Source organism: Ruegeria sp. CDSB086, from assembly GCF_059611065.1.
The window spans coordinates 162107-184811 of record NZ_JBXWOV010000003.1; the positions used below are offsets into that span (position 1 = coordinate 162107).

The 22705-nt window shown below is 57.8% G+C and carries 20 protein-coding genes; 10 read left to right on the forward strand and 10 right to left on the reverse strand.

The features are described from left to right. The first annotated feature begins 75 nt into the window (after nucleotides 1-75). The 4 genes from AC2FIO_RS07640 (at nucleotide 76) to AC2FIO_RS07655 (ending at nucleotide 2293) form a co-directional block, all read left to right on the forward strand. Nucleotides 76-498, forward strand: a complete 423-nt coding sequence (locus AC2FIO_RS07640) for a DUF2852 domain-containing protein (RefSeq protein WP_282151432.1) — start codon at nucleotides 76-78, stop codon at nucleotides 496-498. A gap of 65 nt (nucleotides 499-563) precedes the next feature. After that, nucleotides 564-995 (forward strand): RDD family protein, encoded by a 432-nt coding sequence (locus tag AC2FIO_RS07645; RefSeq protein WP_058274521.1) that lies wholly within the window; start codon nucleotides 564-566, stop codon nucleotides 993-995. Between the two features lie 77 nt (nucleotides 996-1072). Next, nucleotides 1073-1897, forward strand: coding sequence for an arginyltransferase (locus AC2FIO_RS07650; RefSeq protein WP_282151434.1), 825 nt, complete (start codon nucleotides 1073-1075; stop codon nucleotides 1895-1897). 6 nt (nucleotides 1898-1903) lie between these two features. Continuing rightward, a complete protein-coding gene (locus tag AC2FIO_RS07655; RefSeq protein WP_109311357.1) occupies nucleotides 1904-2293 on the forward strand; it encodes a VOC family protein in 390 nt (129 codons plus the stop codon). A 135-nt stretch (nucleotides 2294-2428) separates the two neighbouring features. On the opposite strand, the gene AC2FIO_RS07660 is transcribed toward AC2FIO_RS07655, so the two are convergent. The 3 genes from AC2FIO_RS07660 to AC2FIO_RS07670 all read right to left on the reverse strand — a co-directional run bounded on the left by AC2FIO_RS07660 (nucleotide 2429) and on the right by AC2FIO_RS07670 (nucleotide 6931). Further along, nucleotides 2429-4783, reverse strand: coding sequence for a TRAP transporter large permease subunit (locus AC2FIO_RS07660; RefSeq protein ID WP_109311367.1), 2355 nt, complete (start codon nucleotides 4781-4783; stop codon nucleotides 2429-2431). Nucleotides 4784-4800: 17 nt separating this feature from the next. Continuing rightward, nucleotides 4801-5727 carry a TRAP transporter small permease subunit gene (locus tag AC2FIO_RS07665; RefSeq protein WP_282151451.1) on the reverse strand — a complete coding sequence of 309 codons (927 nt, stop codon included), beginning with the start codon at nucleotides 5725-5727 and terminating at the stop codon, nucleotides 4801-4803. 121 nt (nucleotides 5728-5848) lie between these two features. Continuing rightward, nucleotides 5849-6931, reverse strand: a complete 1083-nt coding sequence (locus tag AC2FIO_RS07670; RefSeq protein ID WP_058277547.1) for a TRAP transporter substrate-binding protein — start codon at nucleotides 6929-6931, stop codon at nucleotides 5849-5851. Nucleotides 6932-7179: 248 nt separating this feature from the next. Here AC2FIO_RS07670 and AC2FIO_RS07675 point away from each other — a divergent pair, with 248 nt between their 5' ends. Continuing rightward, nucleotides 7180-8613 carry a cache domain-containing protein gene (locus AC2FIO_RS07675; RefSeq protein ID WP_282169385.1) on the forward strand — a complete coding sequence of 478 codons (1434 nt, stop codon included), beginning with the start codon at nucleotides 7180-7182 and terminating at the stop codon, nucleotides 8611-8613. Beyond that, nucleotides 8610-9257, forward strand: coding sequence for a response regulator transcription factor (locus AC2FIO_RS07680; RefSeq protein WP_058277545.1), 648 nt, complete (start codon nucleotides 8610-8612; stop codon nucleotides 9255-9257). Before AC2FIO_RS07675 ends, AC2FIO_RS07680 begins: the two co-directional genes overlap by 4 nt. Before the next feature lie 83 nt (nucleotides 9258-9340). Here the strand turns inward: AC2FIO_RS07680 and AC2FIO_RS07685 are convergent, their stop codons facing one another. Next, a complete protein-coding gene (locus AC2FIO_RS07685; protein WP_282151453.1) occupies nucleotides 9341-9724 on the reverse strand; it encodes a bleomycin resistance protein in 384 nt (127 codons plus the stop codon). Between the two features lie 48 nt (nucleotides 9725-9772). Further along, on the reverse strand, nucleotides 9773-10618 hold the full coding sequence (locus tag AC2FIO_RS07690; protein ID WP_496696723.1) for a HalD/BesD family halogenase: 846 nt from the start codon (nucleotides 10616-10618) through the stop codon (nucleotides 9773-9775). A 422-nt stretch (nucleotides 10619-11040) separates the two neighbouring features. Between AC2FIO_RS07690 and AC2FIO_RS07695 the strand changes: the two genes are divergently transcribed. The 3 genes from AC2FIO_RS07695 to AC2FIO_RS07705 all read left to right on the forward strand — a co-directional run bounded on the left by AC2FIO_RS07695 (nucleotide 11041) and on the right by AC2FIO_RS07705 (nucleotide 14444). Next, the gene (locus AC2FIO_RS07695) at nucleotides 11041-12792 is read left to right on the forward strand and encodes an acetolactate synthase 3 large subunit (protein ID WP_496696725.1); all 1752 of its coding nucleotides are present in this window, start codon (nucleotides 11041-11043) and stop codon (nucleotides 12790-12792) included. A gap of 66 nt (nucleotides 12793-12858) precedes the next feature. Beyond that, nucleotides 12859-13419 (forward strand): acetolactate synthase small subunit, encoded by a 561-nt coding sequence (gene ilvN, locus AC2FIO_RS07700; protein ID WP_282151455.1) that lies wholly within the window; start codon nucleotides 12859-12861, stop codon nucleotides 13417-13419. 290 nt (nucleotides 13420-13709) lie between these two features. Continuing rightward, nucleotides 13710-14444: a helix-turn-helix domain-containing protein gene (locus AC2FIO_RS07705; protein ID WP_496696727.1), complete on the forward strand. Its 735-nt coding sequence runs from the start codon at nucleotides 13710-13712 to the stop codon at nucleotides 14442-14444. Between the two features lie 5 nt (nucleotides 14445-14449). On the opposite strand, the gene AC2FIO_RS07710 is transcribed toward AC2FIO_RS07705, so the two are convergent. From AC2FIO_RS07710 to prfB, 3 genes are all read right to left on the reverse strand, one after another. Further along, a complete protein-coding gene (locus AC2FIO_RS07710) occupies nucleotides 14450-15232 on the reverse strand; it encodes a DUF2189 domain-containing protein (protein ID WP_496696728.1) in 783 nt (260 codons plus the stop codon). Nucleotides 15233-15265: 33 nt separating this feature from the next. Further along, the gene (locus AC2FIO_RS07715) at nucleotides 15266-16660 is read right to left on the reverse strand and encodes an amidase (protein WP_496696730.1); all 1395 of its coding nucleotides are present in this window, start codon (nucleotides 16658-16660) and stop codon (nucleotides 15266-15268) included. A gap of 190 nt (nucleotides 16661-16850) precedes the next feature. After that, entirely contained in the window at nucleotides 16851-17978 is a 1128-nt protein-coding gene (gene prfB / locus AC2FIO_RS07720) for a peptide chain release factor 2 (RefSeq protein ID WP_058277539.1), read from the reverse strand. 76 nt (nucleotides 17979-18054) lie between these two features. Here prfB and AC2FIO_RS07725 point away from each other — a divergent pair, with 76 nt between their 5' ends. After that, nucleotides 18055-18888: an aminoglycoside phosphotransferase family protein gene (locus AC2FIO_RS07725; protein WP_496696733.1), complete on the forward strand. Its 834-nt coding sequence runs from the start codon at nucleotides 18055-18057 to the stop codon at nucleotides 18886-18888. On the opposite strand, the gene AC2FIO_RS07730 is transcribed toward AC2FIO_RS07725, so the two are convergent. After that, nucleotides 18882-21368 (reverse strand): penicillin-binding protein 1A, encoded by a 2487-nt coding sequence (locus AC2FIO_RS07730; protein WP_282120490.1) that lies wholly within the window; start codon nucleotides 21366-21368, stop codon nucleotides 18882-18884. The genes AC2FIO_RS07725 and AC2FIO_RS07730 overlap by 7 nt on opposite strands. Nucleotides 21369-21463: 95 nt before the next feature. Beyond that, entirely contained in the window at nucleotides 21464-22684 is a 1221-nt protein-coding gene (locus tag AC2FIO_RS07735; protein WP_496696735.1) for an N-acetylmuramoyl-L-alanine amidase, read from the reverse strand. Nucleotides 22685-22705: the final 21 nt, after the last annotated feature.

The window sequence follows — 22705 nt, forward strand, 5'->3', positions numbered from 1 at the left end:
GACCCCTTGCAACCCCCGCTTCAGTCCCCATCTAGACAATGTGAACGCAATTTACATCAAACCCGGAGAACCCAAATGACCGCATTGTCCGACCACGCCGTCCCACAAAATCCGGGGTGGCTCTCTCGTGCCGAAGCCTGGATGGATGACAAGGGCAAAGGGGCCTGGATCGCCGCCATGGTCCTTGGTTTCATCTTTTTCTGGCCCGTTGGCCTGGCGCTTCTTGCCTATATGATCTGGAGCAAACGCATGTTTAGCAAATCCTGCAGCAGTCGCAAATCCTGGCACAGCCACATGAGTGCGATGAAGCCATCCGGCAATAGCGCGTTTGACGCCTACAAGTCCGACACCCTGGCCCGGCTCGAGCGCGAACAACAGGAATTCGAATCCTTCCTGCGCCGCCTGCGCGACGCCAAAGACAAGGCCGAGTTTGACCAGTTCATGGACGAACGCGCCCGTGAAAACAACGATGAGGCTGAAAACGGCGAACGCGCCTAAGCCGACCTTGCCCTGTCCCGCCATTCGGGACAGGGTGTCCTAAATTCTCAGCCGGAAATCAAAATATGACCCACCTGCCCGACCCAGACCGACAGCCGGAGTTTTACCAGTCTGTCGCGACCAAGCGTTTTATCGCCTGGCTTTTCGACATCGCCTTTATCTCGCTGTTGTGTACGGTGGCCATCCTGCTGACCTTTGGTCTGGGCTTTTTCGTCCTGGCCTTGATCTACGCCGTCGTCAGTTTCGTCTACCGAGTGATTACCATCGCCAATGGCTCGGCCACACTGGGCATGCGCTTTATGGGGATCGAACTGCGCGATTCATTCGGGTCCCGGATGGATTTGGGCAAAGCGGTGGCCCACACAGCCGGTTATTTTGTCAGTATGGCGTTTCCGGTCATTCAGATCATCTCGGTCATCATGATGCTGACCAGCGCACGCGGCCAGGGACTTACCGATGCGTTCCTTGGAACTGTCATGATCAACCAGCGCGCGTAAAAAATTCAACGACGTGAATCACTTGGCGGTTTTAGGATCGGTTGTTATCATCCGGTCCAAGGAAACACGGAACGTTCATGCGACACACGCTGCCAATCGCGCCACAATTCTATGTGACGGCCCCACAGCCTTGCCCTTACCTTGAGGGCAGGATGGAGCGTAAATTGTTCACTGCCCTTCAGGGGGAAGGTGCGGATCAGCTGAATAACTCATTGTCCCAACAAGGGTTTCGCCGATCGCAAAATGTGTTGTACCGCCCGTCCTGCTCCGATTGTGCAGCCTGTTTGTCGGCCCGGATCGACGTGACGGCCTTCCGCCCAAGCAAAAGTCAGAAACGCGCGGCCAAACGCAACGCGTACCTGCAACGCAGGGCAAATTCTCCCTGGGCCACGGATGAGCAATACGAACTCTTCCGCCGCTACCTGGATACCCGCCACGCGGATGGTGGAATGGCCGATATGGACGTTTTCGAGTTCGCCGCGATGATCGAAGAAACCCCGATCCGCAGCCGGGTCGTGGAATATGCCGACCCAAGTACCGGAGATCTGATCGGCGTTAGCCTGACGGATGTCCTGGATGACGGCCTCAGCATGGTCTACTCGTTCTACACCCCCCAGCAACCGCAAAACTCGCTGGGCACGTATATGATCCTCGATCACATCGACATCGCGCGCGAAGCCGGGTTGCCATATGTCTACCTTGGATACTGGGTGCCGGGCAGCCCCAAGATGGGTTACAAAGCGCGCTTCTCAGGGCTTGAGGCCTATTACCAGGGCGAATGGATCAGCGTAAACAACCCATCTGAACTGACGGATTCCAGCCGCCACCCTTTGTCCACCGCGCCAATCGCGGAACAGGTTGCCAGCATCCAACTGCCCGACCGCCACCCTACCAAAGGCTGATATCCCATGCCCCAAAGTCTTTTCGCCGTCACCCTCGTGGTGCCGGACTACGATGACGCGATCGCCTTCTATACCCAAACACTCAGTTTCACCCTGCAGCAGGATATTGATCTCGGCGGTGGCAAACGCTGGGTCCGGGTTGCCCCGCCGGGTTCGGGCGACGCATCCCTGCTGCTGGCCAAGGCAGATAGCCCAAGCCAGACCGCTGCCGTTGGAAACCAAACCGGCGGGCGCGTCGGCTTTTTCCTTCAAACCGATGATTTCCAACGTGACCACAACGCAATGATCACTGCAGGCGTCCATTTCGAGGAAGACCCACGCAATGAGCCCTATGGCATCGTCGCCGTCTGGCGCGACCCGTTCGGCAATCGCTGGGATCTGATCCAGTTCACCTGATCTGCACTTCATCTGGCAAAAAATATCCCGGGGTTGAATTGGTCGCATACCAAGAAGGGGCAGCGCCCCTTCCCCCAAACACCAAAGCAAAGGGGGCCCAAAGGCCCCCTTTTCAATTTGGTTATGAACGTCGCATCAATTCGGGATCAGATCCGGAACAATGGTCACGATCGACGGGAAGAACCACAGGATCGCAATCCCGACCACCTGAATGATCACGAACGGAATGATCCCACGATAGATGTGGCCTGTCGTGACTTCTTTGGGCGCGACCCCTCGTAAGTAGAATAGCGCAAACCCAAACGGCGGCGTCAGGAACGACGTCTGAAGGTTCACCGCCACCATGATCGTCACCCATTTCGGATCGAACGAGCCACCATAAATCACCGGTCCCACGATGGGGATCACGATGTAGATGATCTCAAGGAAATCCAGCACGAAGCCCAGAATGAACAGCACCAGCATCACGATCAGGAAGACCGTGAACTCGTTGTCAAAGCTGCGCAGGAACTGCTGAATATAGTGCTCACCCCCGAACGAGATCACCACCAGGTTCAGCAGTTGCGATCCGATCAGGATGGTGAACACCATCGAGGTCACCTTGGCCGTTTCGCGCACCACCGGCGTCAGAACCCCACTGGTGAACAGAACCCAGCACCCAAACAGCAGACCGAAAAGGGCATACAGATAGGCACCGTAAGCAATTATGAAGGCGACCCAGGTCTCAAAGTTCACATTGCTCTGATTGATGCGCAGATCAAAGTTCACGCCCATCAGCAGCGCAATGATCACGGCAAAAGTGGCCCAGATGATCACCTTGCCCGAGCGCTCTTGGTCCTGCAGCTTTCGATAGGCTGCCAGCATGATCGCTCCGCCCGCTCCCAACGCGGCCGCTGGTGTCGGGTTGGTCACACCGCCCAGAATTGATCCTAGCACCGCGATAATCAGAACCAATGGCGGAAAGACCACCCGGATCAAATCATTCGTGGCACACCGGGCTGCCGCCTCCTTGCAGCCGTACATTGCCAAGGCAAAGGGCAAAGCCAGAAGGACGAAGGTCAATCCCGAAGACGTTGTTGGTGCAATCAACAGAACATCAACCAGTAACATCAACAGCAGACCGATAGCGCCCAAAATCAACGGCTGCGTCGGTTTGGACGGCGCAATGCCGCGGCCCATGACCAGTGTCAGACCCAGCAGAACCACAATCACCGCAACACCAGTACCAATCGGCGCCGCAGCGGCGATCTTGGCCTCGCGCGCCTCGACCAGGGCCTCTTCGCTCAGTCGTTCGGCGTTGGCGACACCACCTGCGGCGTCAATCGTTTCCTGCTCGGATACGGCCTGATCCCAGGCGGATTGTCCGTGCAGCTCGATCATCGACACCTTGCACTGCTCGGAAACATTGGTGCGCAGCGACGCGCCCGCACCGATGTCTGAAAACGCCGAGACGTTGATGTTCTGGCTGCCAATGACCCCCGAGCTGCCCAGCAGGACTGCGCCAACAATCAGGGCGACAGGTGCTCCAAGCAACCAAGTCAGGCCTTCACTGCGCGTGATCGGCTCACCACTTCCGCCGGACATTGGAACTGCCGGTGCTTTCTCAGGGTTCAACAGTGCATAGCCAAAGGCATATAGCGCATAGAGCAACGCTAACATGATCCCCGGCAACAAGGCGGCCTGGAACAGCGTTCCGACCGAAACCACAGCCGGTTCCCCCAGATAGGTCAGCGCATCGGTACAGCCTGCGTCCTGAGCGCGCGTTTCCTGCGCGGTTGAATAGAGATCACCCGCCAAGGTGCCCAACAGAACGATCACGATGGACGGCGGAATGATCTGCCCCAACGTGCCCGATGCCGCAATCACACCCGTCGCCAGTTCAGGCGAGTAGTTGTTGCGCAACATGGTCGGCAGCGCCAGCAGGCCCATGGTTACCACGGTCGCACCAACAATACCGGTCGAGGCCGCCAGGAATGCACCCACGACCACGATCGACACGGCCAGACCACCCGGCAGCGGTCCGAAGACGCGCGCCATTGTTGTCAGCAGATCGTTCGCGATCTTTGAGCGTTCCAGCGTGATGCCCATCAGAACGAACATCAGAACGGCCAGCAGGGTCTCAATAGACTGCCCCGCCAGAACGCGTTCGTTCATGCGGTTCACGATGAACGAGACATTGCGGTCCAGCGCGGTTTCCCAGCCTTGCACAAAGACCGGCTCGGCGATCCTTGGTAAATCCGGGAAGCGGAACACCGACACCGTGTCCGGTTTGACGCCCGAATTCACAAGGTCTCGGTATGCTTGGGAACTGGTATCAATTGCCTGGTGTATTAACAGACCGGCACTGTCCAGCGCGGCGATGATCCCGAATGAGATGATACCGGCCCCACCGATGGCAAAAGCCACCGGGAACCCGGAGAGGATGCCCCCAAAGAGGCAGAAGAATACGATAATGAGGCCTATCTCGACGCCATCAAGTCCGAATAACATAGTCTGGGTCTCCGTCCCTAATGTGCGCCTTCGTAGGCTTCTTCACCCTCGCCAAGGCTGTCCTTGTCGAGATATTTTCCAACGCTGTCCGGCCCTTCCACGTATTCCAGATACGAGCGGTACAGGAATGCGATCGCGTGCAGGAATACCATCGCGGCAAAGGCCACGAGCAGTATCTTGAACAGGAAGTATCCGTTGAACCCATTTGGGCTGAACCCGATGGTTTCAATGTTCCAGCGCAGCGCGCGGGATTTCATCACCAAACGATCCAGCGTGTCACTGGCCGACGGTTTCGGCACGATCAGGTGCCGCCACATGAAGTACCAGCCATACATCCAGGTCAGCACCGCCATTGGCATCATGAAGAAAACCGCACCCAACATGTCGACCACGCGTTTGGCGCGGTGACTGATACCTGCATAGATAAGGTCAACACGCACGTGACCGCCTTGCACGAATGTGTATGTGCAACACAGGCAGACGACCATCGCGTTATAGAGTTTCAGCTCTTCCGCGAACCAGCTGATATCCATCTGAAACGGAATACCCAATCCAAACGACATATCCGGGCGGGTAAACACGCGTTGCATGAACACAATGACGATCTGCTGAATGACCATCAACAAACCGGCCCAGGCAAAGAAACGCCCGGTGGTGTTGGCGAACCCTTCCAGGCCTCGCACCATGCCCCACATGAAATTCCGGTAGTACAGCCCGATGGCCGTCAGAACCAGAAAGAGTGTGAAAACCACAAAGAAGAACTCGACCGATCCACCGTAGTAGACAAAGCGCATGATCGCTTCTTTGTCCGACCAGTTCAGCCAGAGTTGCGGATGCGTGATGGCGTATCCGAAATTATAGAAGGCTTCGGCAATGTTTTGAACGAACCACACAAGTCCGTTCCACAGGGCGCCGAAGAACGAGATACCGTTTTCGTCCTGCATGTTGTCCCCAGGTCGTATCAGTTGCACTGCTGATTATAGCGGTTTGATGGGTCCGCGCATACGCAACAGAGAAAGGTTTCCCCGCGAAGGCGGGGAAACCAATTGATCGTTTGGAAAACGTTTAGCCGCGGACGCGGTTACGCTGTGTTGTGTAAACACCCGACGACAGGTCCTGCCAGCCGGCCGACGATGCCGACGACGCCATGTGGCTGTCGTGGATTTTCTTGAACAGCTCGTCGCCCATGTTTTCGTCCAGCACTTCTTGGCTGGCCTGACCGAACGCATCCCAGACGCTGTCGGGGAATTCCATGACCTTGACGCCACCTGATTGCAGGCGCTGCAGAGCGGCACCGTTATTGGCCAGAAACTGCGCCAGGTTCCACTGGTGGCATTCAGCCGCCGCGATCTCAATGATCTTCTGCTGCGCAGGTGTCAGGCTTTCGAAGACGTCGCGGTTGGTTGCCAGCGACAGGCCTGCATTCGGCTCGTGGAAACCGGCGGTGTAGTAGACCTTGGTGATTTCCTGGAAACCGGCCTTTTCGTCCGCCCACGGACCGATCCACTCGGTACCGTCGATCGCGCCGGACGACAGCGCCTGATACACTTCCGAACCCGGAATGTTCTGCACGGACGCGCCCAGTTTACCCAGAGCTTGACCGCCCAAACCAGGCATACGGAATTTCAGACCCTGGAAGTCTTCTGGACCGTTGATCTCTTTCGAGTACCAGCCACCCGCTTGCGCGCCGGTGTTACCTGCCAGGAACGATTTCAGACCAAAGATCTGGCCCAGCTCGTCATGCAGCTCCATGCCGCCGTCCTGATAGTACCAGTTCACCATTTCCTGAGCGGTCATGCCGAACGGAACAGCGGTGAAGAACGCATAGCCCGGGTGCTGGCCAACAAAGTAATAATCCGCCGCGTGATACATGTCGGCCTGCCCCGACGATACCGCGTCAAAGACTTCGAATGCGCCAACCAGTTCACCGGCAGCTTTGATGTCAACGGTCAGGTTACCGTCCGACATTGTGGTGATGCTGTCGGCGCAACGCTGTGCGCTGTCAAAAACACCAGCCAGGCCGCGACCCCACGAGGTTACCATGGTCAGCGTGCGCTTGCCCTGCGCATATGCCGGTGCCGCCAGCGTGGTGGCTGCAGCTGCCGAGCCGCCCAGAGCAGATGTTTTTAGAAATGAACGACGATCCATATGAGTGTTCCTCCCCTACATATTCAAAACCCGGGCAATTGCCGGGCGTAGTCGTTTTAAGTGCGCGTCAGCCTAATGACCAAGATCTGAATGTGAATACCTAGTACTACGTAGGGGATCGCGTTTTTGGCGTTTTCCCGGGTGCAAACCGTGACAAATGCAAAATAATTCTGCGCGCCGGCCCACTCATATGCGCCAATTCACCAAAAATTTTGCAATTTGCCGCCTGCTTGCGTATCGATTCGCCTATGAGGGGATTCCGAAATCTGATTTCACTGACCTACGGCCAGAAATTGTCGCTTGTGGCGGCGATCCCTCTGGTCGTCGCAGTGGCCGCGATTGCGTTCTTCGTGGTTCATGAATCCCGGGCAACCGCCGAACGTGAAATTGAAGCGCTTGAGCGGCGACTGATTGAAGCCAAGAAAGAAGAACTTAAGAACTATGTCACGCAGGCTCGAAACGGGTTTGCCTATATCTACGGACGGGCATCTACAGAGGATAAGGTCGCGCAGAACCTTGTGACGCAAATCCTGTCAGCGATGATCTACGGCAAGGACGGGTTCTTTTTTGTCTATGACTATGACGGCAACAATCTCGTCAGCCCGCGCCAGACCGAATTCATCAACCGGAACTGGGAGGGGCTGACCGATAGCGACGGCACTCCTGTTGTGGACGAATTCATCAGCCTGGCCCGTCAAGGTGCGGGCTGGCACAGTTTCATGTGGCAAAAACCTTCGACAGGCGAAGAGGCGCAAATGATCGCCTATGTGGTCGGCCTGCAGGATTGGCGGTGGGCTGTCGGCACAGGAGTTTTCATCGACGACATCGTCGCGACAGTCGCCAACGCGCGGGCCGAGGTCGAGGCCCGTGTGCAACGGACTTTCTCTTACATTGGCGCAATTGTTCTTGCCGCGGTGTTGGTTGTCTTCACCTCGGGCATGTTGCTGAACGTCCGCGAGCGCCGCCTGGCAGATGCCAAACTTAAAGAACTGACGCAGCGGGTTTTTGATGCGCAAGAGGAAGAGCGTGGGCGCGTGGCGCGCGAATTGCATGACGGTATCAGCCAGATCCTCGTCGGTGTCCGCTATGCGCTGGACAACGCCCGCCGTCGCCTGTCTCGCGGTGACGATGCCGGGGCACAGGCACCTCTGGAAAAGGGCATCGACACACTGGGCGCGGCTATTACAGAAGTCCGCCGCATCAGCCGCGACCTGCGGCCCGGCGTGCTGGACGATCTGGGCCTTGGCCCTGCCCTCAAGGCGCTGACCGACGATTTCTGCGAACGCACCGGGATCGAAACCGAATTCTCGACCGTGGTGTTCCGCAACCGGCTGGACCAGGACAGCAAGATCGCTCTGTATCGCATCGCCCAAGAAGCGCTGACCAATATCGAGCGTCATTCCGGGGCGACACGTGTTACAATCGACCTGCGCGGCCACAAGAAAGGCGCGACAATGCGGATCACCGACAATGGCCGTGGGTTACGCACCACACCTGATCCCGCCAACCCCGGTATCGGCCTGCGCAACATGCAGGAACGCATCGAACAGCTTGACGGATCGCTGCGCATTCTGTCATCACGCGCCCCACGCAGCGGCACAGTGATTGAGGTCAGCCTGCCACTGAGCCACATGCTGCCGCCGCAAGAGGACGCAACGCCTAACCGAAAGGCTGGTACATGAGCGATCAGACAATCCGGGTTCTTATCGTTGACGACCACCCCATGGTCGCTGAAGGGATTCAGTCGATCCTTGAAAGCTATGATGAGATCGAGGTGGTCGGAACACTGGGCAGCGGACAAGAGGCTGTGGATCAGGCGACCGATCTTGCGCCCGACGTGATCCTGATGGATCTGAACATGCCCGGCTTAGGCGGCCTCAGCGCGACCGAGATCATTCTGGAACGTCTACCCCGGACACGCATTCTGATCCTGTCCATGCATGACAGCCCTGAATACATTTCGACCGCGCTCAGCCATGGCGCCAGCGGATACGTTCTCAAGGACGTGCCGACGGATGAGATCAAACAGGCCATCGACGCCGTGATGCGTGGTGAGCAGTACTTGTGCACCGGAGCCAGCGGATCGCTTCAGCCCAAAGGCGATAGCGCCCGCGAGGCATTGACCGGGCGCGAACAGACAATTCTGCTGGAATTGGCGCAGGGCAAATCCAACAAGGAAGTCGCCGCAGCATTGGATATCTCGGTTCGAACCGTTGAAACGCACCGCAAGAACATCCGGCGCAAACTTGGGATTTCATCCACCGCTGGCCTGACCCGCTATGCGCTTGAACATGGCGTACTACAAGGCACAAGCCCTGGCTTCTGACCCCGCAGCGCGGAATGCGCTGCCTGGCCCAACCGGAGGACGTGCACCGAAGGCGCATCGACGACGGGCGGGAGCTTTTTAACTCAAGACTTTGCTCGCAAACCTTCGCCAAAAAACACCAGTGTTCCGTCCTCATCCAGGACGTGAAACTCGCGTTGTTGATACGGCTGATCAAACGGCGGACGCACGCGCCCCTCTGGTAAATCAGCCAACCCTGCCTTGAGGGTTTCATACAGATCATCAATCCCGGCCACATCGATGTAAAAGGACTGATCATCCCCCAAGGCACGCCCATCATCGCGTGGTGGGCATTCAAGCAATCGGATGGCAACCTTGCCACGCGACAGGAAGGCGTAATTGTCCTGCCTGAAACCGCAGGAAAATCCCAACCGATCGCAATAAAAATCAATCTGCTTTTGCAGTGACGAACACAGAACAAATGGCGTGAGCTGTAGCAATTCCGGCATGTGCCCCTCCGACGGTAGCCCCTGCTCTCGATTGTAACCCGCGACCGGTCAATCCAACAACTGATCCTTGCGCAATCCAGCACGCTGGTGATGATGCGGCAGAACCCGCCCATACAGCTGTTGGGTACGCTCAACCCCGCCACACATGCCTTCGGCTTCGACAAAGGAAAAGATGCCGACATATCGGCTGCGCGTTCCTTGTACCGGGGCGACCCGGTGCAATGCGTATCTGCCCTTGAATATCTGCAGATCCCCGGGCTGCAGCTCCAACGTCCTGACCAGTGCCCGGTTTCCGTCCAGCACCGAAGCCACGGATGAGAAATTTTCGTCCTCGATGCCGCGCAGGTTCGGCACGTATTCAAAGGCCCCACCCGCCTCGCCATTCTGGATGGCCAGTGTCACGGTGTAGTTGTTGGTATCAAAATGCCAGGGAAAGCCCTGCCCTTCCTCGACCACGTTGACAATCACATCCGCCAGCGGGTCGTCATAGCGAAAGAACCGACCCTCCGGCTCATCCAGCCCATCGCGTATGAACGGCAAAAAGCCCTCGAATTCATAGATTCGGCGCAGCGGACCCGATTTGGGAAAGTTATCCGCCGGAACGAAGGCGTTCGACCGGTCATAGAATCTGCGTATTGGGTGGTTCAGATCCAACCGAGGATCGTCCTGCGAGAAATAGGCGTTGGTGCGGTTGAAAGACCGATGCGCCATTTCGGCCACGGCATCCGCCTCTTTCAATAGCTGCGCCAAACCTTCGGGGTGGATAAAACCGGGCAAAACGGCACAACCGTCCTGATCCAACTCGCGGCGCAGATCACCGATCAGTCGTTCATATGCGCGCGAGTCCGGGCAATCGATCGGATACCGCCCCAGATCAACCAGATCATGGATCATCCTCCGCCTCCCTTCCTTGTTCGGTCAATCTCAGGGTGCCGCAGTCAAAACTGCTCATCATGCTTGTTTCGGACATCGCGATGCCGCTTTTTGACTACCCTCAAGGCAGAATTCCGGAGGTCAAAGGGGGCATTTTTCCTGAATATTCCCTGCATGCGTCAATCTGCGCAATAAAATGTCGCAAAATTCACCCCCAGAGTTACAAAATTGGTGCAAAAGCCTGTTGACGCCCCTTGCCCCGGCTCATAATGTCCCTGCACGCAAAGAAGGAGCCTCTGGCGATGAGAACGCTAGTCGTAATCGTAGGAACCACGCGCATGGGCCGGTAACGGTAAACCATAATCGAACCCATGCGCCTCCGAAAATCTCGGGGGCTTTTTTTTGTCAAACGCAAGACACATGTCGCGAACGGAGCAAAGCAGATGACACGTGAGATGACCGGCGCAAAGATGGTAGTTCAGGCCCTCAAGGATCAGGGCGTGGACACGGTATTCGGATACCCCGGCGGTGCTGTGCTACCGATCTATGATGAGATTTTTCTGCAAAACGATATTCGTCACATTCTGGTGCGGCATGAACAAGGTGCGGTTCACGCCGCCGAAGGTTATGCCCGCTCGACCGGCAAGCCCGGCGTTGCCCTTGTGACCTCTGGCCCCGGCGCGACAAATGCCGTGACCGGCCTGACGGATGCGCTGCTGGATTCGATCCCGATTGTGGTTCTGACCGGACAGGTTCCGACGTTTATGATTGGCTCGGACGCGTTCCAGGAAGCCGATACCGTTGGCATCACCCGCCCCTGCACCAAGCATAACTGGCTGGTCAAGGATACGGACTCGCTGGCCGACACGATGCACGAGGCATTCCATGTCGCCACCTCGGGTCGCCCCGGCCCGGTGCTTGTCGACATTCCCAAGGACGTTCAGTTCGCCTCGGGCGAGTATAGCGCGCCTAAGCCTTCGACCTCGCATTATCAGCCGGTTCTGAAAGGCGATCTGGAAGAGATCACCGAACTGGTGGCCGCAATTGAGACCGCCAAGAAACCCGTCTTTTACACCGGCGGCGGCGTTATTAATTCCGGCACGGCGGCCAGCCAGTTGCTGCGCGAACTGGTCGATGCGACCGGCTTCCCGATCACCTCGACCCTGATGGGTCTGGGCGCCTACCCGGCTTCGGGCAAAAATTGGTTGGGCATGCTGGGCATGCACGGACTCTATGAGGCCAATCTGGCAATGCATGACTGCGACCTGATGATCAACATCGGTGCGCGGTTCGACGACCGGATCACCGGGCGGATCGACGCGTTCTCGCCCAACTCGAAAAAGGCGCATATCGACATCGACCCGTCCTCGATCAACAAGGTGATCCGCGTGGACATCCCGATTGTTGGCGATGTTGCACATGTGCTGGAGGATATCCTGAAGGTTTGGAAAGCGCGTGGCCGCAAGACAGATGAGGCGTCGGTTGCCAAGTGGCAGGATCAGATCACCGAATGGCGCAAAGTGAACTGTCTGGCCTACACCAACAGCGAAAAGACGATCAAACCGCAATACGCGCTTGAACGGCTGGAAGAGCTGACCAAAAAGCACGACCGTTACATCACCACCGAGGTCGGTCAGCACCAGATGTGGGCCGCGCAGTATCTGGGGTTCGAAGATCCGAACCGCTGGATGACGTCAGGCGGATTGGGCACGATGGGCTATGGCTTCCCGGCCTCCATCGGTGTGCAGATGGCGCACCCTGACGCGCTGGTCATCAACGTCGCGGGCGAGGCCTCGTGGCTGATGAACATGCAGGAAATGGGCACCGCCGCACAGTATCGCCTGCCGGTGAAACAATTCATTCTGAACAACGAACGCCTTGGCATGGTTCGTCAGTGGCAGGAACTGCTGCATGGCGAGCGGTACTCGCATTCCTGGTCCGAGGCCCTGCCCGATTTCGTCAAACTCGCCGAGGCCTTCGGGGCCAAGGGCATCCTGTGTTCCGATCCGGCCGATCTGGATGACGCCATCATGGAGATGATCAACTATGACGGTCCGGTGATCTTTGACTGTCTGGTCGAAAAGCACGAGAACTGCTTCCCCATGATCCCGTCGGGCAAGGCGCACAACGAAATGCTGTTGGGCGAGGCCGAGACACAGGGCGTGATCGACTCCAAAGGCTCGGTTCTGGTCTGACACAATTTGACAGATTTTGTCGGGTGCACCGCACCCGACCATCACAGGATTATGAAAGGGACATAAATGTCTGCCCTACATATCAAAAAAGGTGCAACGCGCCATTCCGCCTATAACCTACGCCCCACGTTTTCGGACGTGCAGGAACGCCATACGATTGCTGTCTTGGTCGAAAACGAACCGGGTGTTCTGGCCCGGGTGATCGGGTTGTTCTCGGGCCGGGGTTACAACATCGAAAGCCTGACCGTCGCCGAGGTGGATCACACTGGCCACCTGAGCCGGATTACCATCGTCACCACCGGCACCCCTCAGGTGATCGAACAGATCAAAGCCCAATTGGGCCGTATCGTTCCGGTGCACGAGGTTCACGACCTGACTGTCGAAGGCCCCTCGGTCGAGCGGGAACTGGCGATCATCAAGGTTGTCGGCGCGGGCGACAAGCGGGTCGAGGCGCTGCGCCTGGCCGATATCTTTCGCGCCAGCGTCGTCGACAGCACGTTGAATTCGTTCATATTCGAACTCACCGGTGCCCCGGACAAAATCGACGCCTTTGCCGACCTGATGCGCCCGCTGGGCCTTATCGAGATTGCACGCACCGGCGTGGCCGCCCTGCTGCGCGGCGACTGACTTTTTCGCCTCGCCCCCCCTTTTGACACCGGGGCGAGGCGCAGTCTCAGGACATATTCAATCAATGCAACGGTATGTTGCCTATGAACATGGCCACCCAAAAAGATCATACAAATTGATGTAAAGCCTATTGCGTTTGCCTGCCCCGACGTTAACTTCGGGGGCGTAGCGTGGTGTTGGGATGCACCAGCTGGGGTCACCAGTACGATTGTGAATGCATGCACGGCCAAAAAGGTCGGGTGCGTCGCGCTTTTTGAAATGACACTCTGGAACCTGGGACAGAAATGACCATGAGTATCCGCAGTCCTGATGAATTGCGCCGGATGTTCGGCGACAATCTGCGACAATTGTCGCGGCAATATTCGTCCGTGTCCGAGCTGTGCCGCCAGCTGGGCATCAACAGGACCCAATTCAACAGATATCTGGCGGGCGAGAGCTTTCCCCGCCCCGATGTTCTGGATCGCATGTGCCGGTTTTTCGAGGTCGACGCCCGAATCCTGTTGCGGCCTCTGGAGGAAATTGAAACACCTCCGGAACATCCGGCTGCTTCGGCCCTGTCTGAGTTCCTGGGGTCCGGCCCCTCAACGCTGACCGAAAACCTGCTGCCGGCGGGCTTTTATTATGCGACGGAAACGGGACTGGACGGATCTCCCATGACCAGACACCGGCTGATCCACACGCGCCGTTTGCCGCAATGCACGCTGGTGCGCAGCTATGAGCCCGAAAATGAGGGGATACCGGCCGACACCACCAGACGTGAAGTACAAGGCATCGCGGCCTGCGCCGGGCGGCAGATTTTTATCCTTATGTCCAGCCGCGCGGCCCAAAACAGCCGTATCTACCTTGTAACGCGCGGCGCTGAAGAAAACTCCGAGCGATGGCGTGGCATTGCAATTTGCCTGTCCAAAACCAACGCTCAGGCGACCACAATGCGCCGGATTTCGCTGAACTATTTGGGCACTCAGGCAAAGGCCGCCCTGCCTGCGGCGCGCGCTGCCAAGCGGCTCAAGCAAAGCGCTGCATAGGCTCTTCAGGCTTCTTTCCCGGCCCCTGCCAGAGTGATCAGACGATACAGGTGCCAACTGGCATGCCCCAGCAAAGGCAAGACGATCAACAACCCCAAAAACCACGGGATCATGGCCACAAACGTCACGACGGCCACGAACACACCCCACCCCAGCATAATCTTCGGGTTCGACCGGACATAGCTGAAACTGGCGATCATCGCAGTCACGAAGTCCAGTTCCCTATCCAGCAACATCGGGATCGAAAGGACGGTGATCATGTATAGAATAAGCGCGAAAATGGCCCCCACGATGCTGCCGACGGCCAGCATAGTCAGGCCATTGGGCGTCATAAAGACCTCTAGCGAACTGGAGACGTTGGTCATGGTCGACAGCCCCATGAACAACGCAAAGATCATATGACCCAGGAAAAACCAGAACAGGAAAATCACCACGATGATCGCGCAGATGGATGGCAATTGACGACGGCTCTGCTGCAGGACAACGCCGAAAACCTCGTTGAAATCCAAAGGTTCACCCTGTTCCAGTCGGTGTGACACCTCATACAACCCTACTGCCGCAAAAGGGCCGAGCAAAGGGAACCCTATGGTGGCCAACACCAGCCAGAATGACGTCTGCGTCTGCACCGTGACCCACGCCATGGCCAAGCCAGCCAGCACATAGAACCCACCGAACATCAGGCCAAAAACAGGTGCTCGACGAAAATCAGCCCAGGCACGGCGCAACGCCTCGCGCAGCATTCCGGTATCCACAGGTCCCATTTCCGGAACCCCAAAGGGTTTTTCCATGCTCTGTTTTTCCTCCTGTTTCCGGCGCTCTCCTCAAGCCGGTCGGTTTTGTGGCCACCCGGTCGCGTCGTGATACGCGGCCCCGATTGACAATACATTCGTATCCGCGCCGCGTGGGCCAAAGACCTGCATGCCCATCGGCAACCCGCCTGCCCCAAACCCCACCGGCACCGACAGACACGGCAGCCCAATAAGACTGACTGGAATCATGACCTGCATCCAGCGGTGATAGGTATCCATGCTTTTACCAGCAATCTCGGTGGGATACGGAAGCTCAAGTTCAAACGGCCAGACCTGAGTAGACGGCAGGATCAACGCATCAAACCCTTCGAACAGTGCAGCCGCGCGCCGGAACCAATCCGACCGTACAACGCTCGCCTGATGCACCTGCATCGCCGTCAGGGCCTGCCCCTGGTCAAGCTCCCATTGCGCCGTGTCCTTCAACTGCGCCCGCTGTTCAGACTGCGGGGCCAGACTTGCCGCCACGCTCCAGGATCGTAAGGTCGACCAGCTTTCGAATATGCGTTCCGCATCAAAGGGCGGCGCAACAGCTTCAACCTGCGCCCCCTGCTGTACGAAAACGGACAGCGCATCCTGGCACAGGTCCAAAATACCATCCTCAAACGGGAACGCCCCACCCCAGTCGCCCAGCCAGCCAAGCCGCATACCGGCCAGATCGGCCGCCTGAACCGGGGACACTGCAGCATTTTGCGGGGTTGCAGGATGCCGCGGGTCAGGCCCTGAAATTACGTCCAACAACACACCCAGATCTTCCGGGGCTCGTGCCATTGGGCCAAGCGTGGACAGTTGGTGAAGGAATACGTCGCCCACCGGTTCAGGCGGCACACGTCCCCAACTTGGGCGAAACCCATAGACATTGTTCCAGGCCGCCGGATTGCGCAGGCTGCCCATCATGTCAGAGCCATCCGCCAGCGCAACCATCCCGGTGGCCAGCGCAACGGCTGCCCCGCCCGATGATCCACCGCATGTCTTAGAGTGGTCATACGGGTTACGCGTGGCACCATAAACGGGATTGAACGTGTGCGAGCCCAAGCCAAACTCCGGCGTATTTGTTTTACAGATCAGGATTGCGCCGGCTGCCCGCATCCGTGCCGCTATCAGATCGTCCTGTTCGGGTACATGATCGCGAAACAGCGGTGATCCCTGCGACGACACCACTCCGGCGACATTCACCAGATCTTTGACCGCGATCGGCAGCCCATGCAACGGGCCTGTTACTGGCCCCGCATCCAGCGCACGCGCCTCGGCCATCACTGCCTCTTCATCGCGCAGCGCAACAATCGCATTCAGAGGCGGGTTGACCGCCGCAATGCGATCCAAGGTTTCACGCATCAGATCAGCGGCTAAGAGACGCCGGGCCGAAAGCGCCGCCAACAAGGCAGTTGCGGTTGTCTGACTTAAATCCATCCGGGACCCATCGCATTCAGTGTTACCAAGTCGCGATCAGCCTAGCGAGGCCGCAACCCCATTTAAACCCGTGTTTTACATATATCTTTTACCACGCACACCGCAGTGCACGGATCAGCTACATCTGGCCAAAAACATCCCGGGAGAGTCTCCGCCTGCGGAGACGGGGGCAGCGCCCCCTTGCGGCGTCTCAGCCGTCGCCTTGTGCCTCGGAGCGGCTCTTGCCCGCCACATCCATCGCAAGGGTGGCAGCCATGAACCCATCCAGGTCGCCATCCAGTACACCTTTGGTGTCGGATGTCTCATGGTTGGTGCGCAGATCTTTGACCATCTGATAGGGCTGCAAAACATAAGACCGGATCTGGTTGCCCCAGCCCGCATCACCTTTGGCCTCATGTGCCGCGTTGATGTCCGCGTTGCGACGGTCCAATTCCTGCTGATACAGGCGCGATTTCAGGGCCTTCATGGCAATATCGCGGTTCTGGTGTTGCGACTTCTCAGAACTGGTCACGACGATCCCTGTCGGAATGTGCGTAATTCGAACCGCCGAGTCCGTGGTGTTCACGTGCTGACCACCCGCGCCCGAAGACCGATATGTGTCGATGCGAATTTCGGACGGGTTCACCTCAATCTCGATATTGTCGTCGACCACCGGATAGACCCAGACCGAGCTGAACGAAGTGTGCCGCTTGGCTGCCGAGTCAAATGGCGAAATGCGCACCAGACGATGCACGCCGCTTTCGGATTTCAGCCATCCATAGGCGTTGTGACCCGAAATCTTGTAGGCGGCGGATTTGATGCCAGCCTCTTCGCCCGCAGTCTCGGACTGCAGCTCGACAGTGTACCCCTTCTTCTCAGCCCAGCGGACATACATCCGCGCCAGCATCGAGGCCCAGTCACAGCTTTCGGTGCCACCGGCACCCGAGTTGATTTCAAGGAACGTGTCATTGCCGTCGGCCTCGCCGTCCAGCAGCGCCTCAAGCTCTTTCTTGGCGGCCTTCGCCCCCAATTTCTGAATGGCGTCTTCGGCGTCGGTGACGACCTCTTCGTCCTCTTCCATCTCACCAAGTTCGATCAGCTCGATATTGTCGCTTAGATCGGTCTTGATGGATTCGTAGGTCTCAATGGCATCCACCAACATCTGACGCTCGCGCATCAGTTTCTGCGCGTTCTCGGGGTTGTCCCACAGGTTGGGATCTTCGACCCGCGCGTTGAATTCCTCAAGACGATGAGGAGCGGTCTCATAGTCCATGCGCTGCGCCAGCAGCTCCAGCGACTTTTCGATTTCCGCCACGGTGTTCTGGGTTTCGGCGCGCATGGTTTTGTCCCAACTTGCTCAATCAGGCCTGCGTGATAGCAAGAGGCGCGGGCCACCACAAGACGGGCGAGACGGAATGCAAAATGCGCTGAACGAGTTTCTGACCAGATGGGAATTGGAAGACCCTCAGCTCGTTGCGGATACCGGGCATGCACATGTGTGGAAGGTCCGAACTTTGGACAACACGCTTGCCGCCCTCAAGATCTATCGCCGCCCAAACCGTGGCAATGAAACAGCTGGTCCGCACCTTATGCATCTGTGGCGTAACCGGGGCGCTGTGCACATACTGGCCGAGGCCCCCAACGCCGTTTTGACGGAATGGCTTGAAGGGCCATCGCTTGGGGACATCGCGCGGTCTGGCCGCCCGGATGATGCGGTACGCGGTCTGGCGACGGCAGCGGATCGACTGCACCAAAGTCTGACCATCAACACGACCGGGCTGAAACCGCTTCAGGAAGTCTTCGCGCCAATTTTAGATTGCCAATTCTCAGATGATTGCCCGACCCGGCTACGGCACGACATGATGCAAGCGATCAACATTGGCAGTCACCTTCTGGACACGCAGGATATGGTTGTTCCGCTGCACGGGGATCTGCATCATGACAACGTGATCGCAACACCCGCCGGGCATCGGGTCTTTGACGCCAAGGGGTACATCGGCGATCCCGCTTTTGAGCTGGCCAATGCCCTACGCCACCCAAAAGGCATGCCAGAGTTGGTTCGGCGCCCTGAACAGATTGAAACTGGCCTAGCGCTATACGCGACCGCCATGCGGGTTAACGAAATACGACTTGCCCAATGGGCAGCCGCAAAATGTCCTCTGTCGATCTTCTGGCGCGCAGATGGCACCGTCACAAATGACCCGGAAGAAGACCTGTTGAACCTACTCCTGCAGGTAGCGGATCAGTAAAGACCGCCGCCCTGCAGATCACCCTGGCTGGCGTTGGGGCCAACAGTGATTGTGTTGCCAGTCGACGTGGTAACCTGACGGCCCGAGTTGGCCTCTTCGAACAGAGGCAGGTCGGAGCCCATCGCAAAGCCACCGTCATAGACACGGTCGATAAAGCCGTCGACGCCATCGCGGAAATATTCAGCCACAACATAGTCACCGGAAGCATCGGCAGGCAGGCGCGCGCCACTGAAGCGGTCGATCTTGATGAAGTGACCACCTTCGGGCACATCAAACGGCCCGCCACCGTATTTCTCGACCGCTTTCTCCATGAAACTTTGGAACACTGGTCCGCACAACGTACCCCCATAGGCCCCTCGCCCCATCGGACGCGGGCGGTCATAACCGATATAGCAACCAGCAACGATGTTTGAGGTGAAGCCAATGAACCACGCATCCTTGGATTCGTTCGTCGTACCCGTTTTACCCGCAGTCGGCACCGGCAGATTGACAACACTGGACGCGGTCCCACGATCCACCACACCTTTCATCATCGACGTCAGCTGATACGCGGTGATCGCATCCATGACCTGAGAGCGATTGGTCTCGATGGTGGGCGACTCGTCCGGCTCAAGCCAGGCCGAGTTACAATCCAAGCACTGACGGTCATCATGGCGGTAGATCGTCTTACCGAACCGATCCTGAATACGGTCAACCAGAGTGGGTTCCACCCGCTCCCCGCCATTTGCGAACATCGCGTACGCGGCGACCATCTTGTACAGCGTGGTTTCTTCCGACCCCAGCGAATTCGCCAGGAACGCGCCCATACGGTCATAGACACCAAACCGTTCCGCGTAGCCAGCAACAACAGGCATGGTCACCTCTTGCGCCAGACGAATGGTCATCAGGTTCCGTGACTGTTCGATCCCCGTGCGCAGCGGCGTTGGGCCGTAGAATTTGTTCGACGAGTTCTTGGGTCTCCACAGTCCTTGAGGCGTGTTCACCTCAATCGGGGCATCCACAACGATGGTTGCGGGGCTATAACCACTGTCCAGCGCAGCCGCGTAGACGAAAGGTTTGAAGCTGGAACCGGGTTGGCGCTGCGCCTGCGTGGCGCGGTTGAACACCGAATCCTGATACGAGAACCCACCCTGCATCGCCAGAACACGGCCCGAGTTTACGTCCATCGCGACAAAGCCACCCTGCACTTCAGGCACCTGACGTGCAGACCACTGGCCTTCTTCCCCGGCCATAACCAGAATGACGTCGCCACGTTTGAAGTTCGCTGCGAAATCACCTTGCATCCATTTGATATCGGAACGTGGGATGATGCCGTCGGCCGGGCCGTCCTCGATCCCTACGGTCAATTGCTGTTCACCGACGTTCATCACAACTGCCGGATACCACTGCGTCGGAAGCACAACGTCACGTGGGATTTCTATGATGGCCAACGCTTCGCGCCACTGAGTTTCGTCGGTCAGTTTTTCTTCCGCAATAACTTCACCAGTCCCGCGCCATTTCCCGCGCGAGCGGTCGTATTTTTGCAGCGCGGTGCGCAGGGCTTTGGCGGCCTCAAGTTGCATTTCTTCGTCGACCGAGGCGCGGACAGCAAAGCCGCCGGTAAAGAACTCACCCTCGCCGAAATCGTCGCTCAGCTGGCGGCGTATCTCGTCGGTGAAATAGTCACGCGGCGGCAACGCCGTACGGAAGCTTTCGAAATCTCCGTTCTGGACCGAGCGGAGGGGCATTTCGACTTCGACCTCATAGGTCGCCTGATCGATATACCCATTCTGGTTCATCTCGCGCAAAACATAGTCCCGACGTGCAAGCAGACGCTCTTTTTGCCGAACCGGATGATAATCCGACGGCGCCTTCGGCATCGCTGCCAATGTCGCGGCCTCGTGCGGCTCCAGCTCTTGCAGTGTCTTGTTGAAATAAGTCTGTGCGGCGGCGGTCACACCATAGGAGTTCTGACCCAGAAAGATCTCGTTCATGTAAAGTTCGAGGATCTGTTCCTTGTCCAGCGTATCCTCAAGCCGAGTGGCGAGGATGATTTCCTTGATTTTCCGCTCGGCGCGGCGGTCGCCGGACAGCAGGAAATTCTTCATCACCTGCTGTGTAATGGTCGATGCACCGCGAACGGTTTCACCCTTGGACTTCACCGCCTCAACACCAGCAGCAATGATACCGCGCGGATCGTACCCCTGGTGGGTGTAGAAATTCTTGTCCTCAGCCGAGATAAACGCCTGCTTCACCAGATCGGGAATCTCTTCGGACGGTGTGAACAGGCGACGTTCCTGCGCGAACTCGTCGATCAACTGGCCTTCGCCCGAATAGATTCGGCTGATCGTGGGCGGTTTGTACTGCGCCAACGATTCATGGCTGGGCAGGTCGCGCCCATACATCCAGAAGATCGCGCCGACGACCAGCGCGGCCATGAAGATACCCAATGTCACGAGGCTGAAGATCGCCCCGAAAATCGAAAGAATGAAACGGATCACGTTACTGCCTTTTACTCGCGGTGACGCCTATATAGTGATGGCCCGGCGCAGGGTCAAAACACGATGGCCAATAATAGCCGGTTTACGTCGCAGGGTCACTGACCAATCAAGGATCTTTTGATCAGGTCGTCCTGCCGCCATTTCTTAAGACCATCGACAATGCCCTGCGCCATTCCAACGCGCCATTCCGGGTTCCTGATATTCTGCAGGTCCCGGGGACTGGATAGAAACCCAAGCTCGACCAAAACCGAAGGAATATCCGCTGCCTTGAGAACCGAGAAGGACGCTGTGCGGATCGGCCTGCTGTTCATCGGGCCGCCCTGTTGTGTCATGCCATCTGCCAACGCACGGGCCAGCGCATCAGTTCGGGGCTTGGTTTCCTGCCGCGCGATATCCAGCAGAATATCGGCCACCTGGTCATCCGCACCGCTCAGATCGATCCCCGAGATCAGGTCACCGCGGTCATGACGTTCGGCCAGCTTGTCACTGGCCACATCAGATGCTTCGTCCGACAAAGTATATACTGCGGCACCATGCGCCCGCCCTTCAGACAGGATATCTGCATGCAATGAGATAAACACATCGGCACCGGCCCTATGCGCCAGCGCGATGCGCCGTTCGAGCGAGACGAATTGGTCATCAACCCGCGTCATCACCACTTCGAACCCTCCGGTCCGCAATAAATGCTCGCGAAGTTCGCGCGCGAAAGTCAGCATCAGGGTTTTTTCGTCCAATCCGTCGGCCTCGGCCCCCGGGTCAATACCGCCATGGCCGGGGTCAAGCATGACCCGCAACGCGCCTGCCCCGCCCTGGCGCGGCCGGGTCGCTGTCACCGCGGGTTCGGGCAAATCCCAACCTTGTTGACGGGGTGCGCCCGCGCCCGCAGCGAATGAATCGAAATCGGTTCCTTGCAGAAGCAGCGACAGTTGCGCGCCTCCAGCCGTTTGATCAATTTTCATTTCGGCGCGGTCGACGGCCAAGGGCGCGCCAAGTTCCAGAACCATCCGAGACCAACCGGGAACGTATGCTCCGAATTGAACACCGCTGATACGATCGGTTTGCAGAAGCGCTTCGCGGTCAAGCCCGGTCCAGTCAACCTCTTGAAAATCAAGTACCATGCGGTAGGGATCTTGCAATGTGAACACGCGGTAAGGGACGCCCTGGCTGAGGCCCAGATCGACCCTCACCCCTGCGCGACCTTCGTCCACAATGCGACTGTCATCCGGCAACACGCGCGCAAGCGCGCTGAAGTCATGCGCGACGGCGGCAGTCGACAGCACCCAAAACAGCGCAATGGCGTAAATGATCCTGCTCATGGCCTCAAGTTTTCCCGAGAT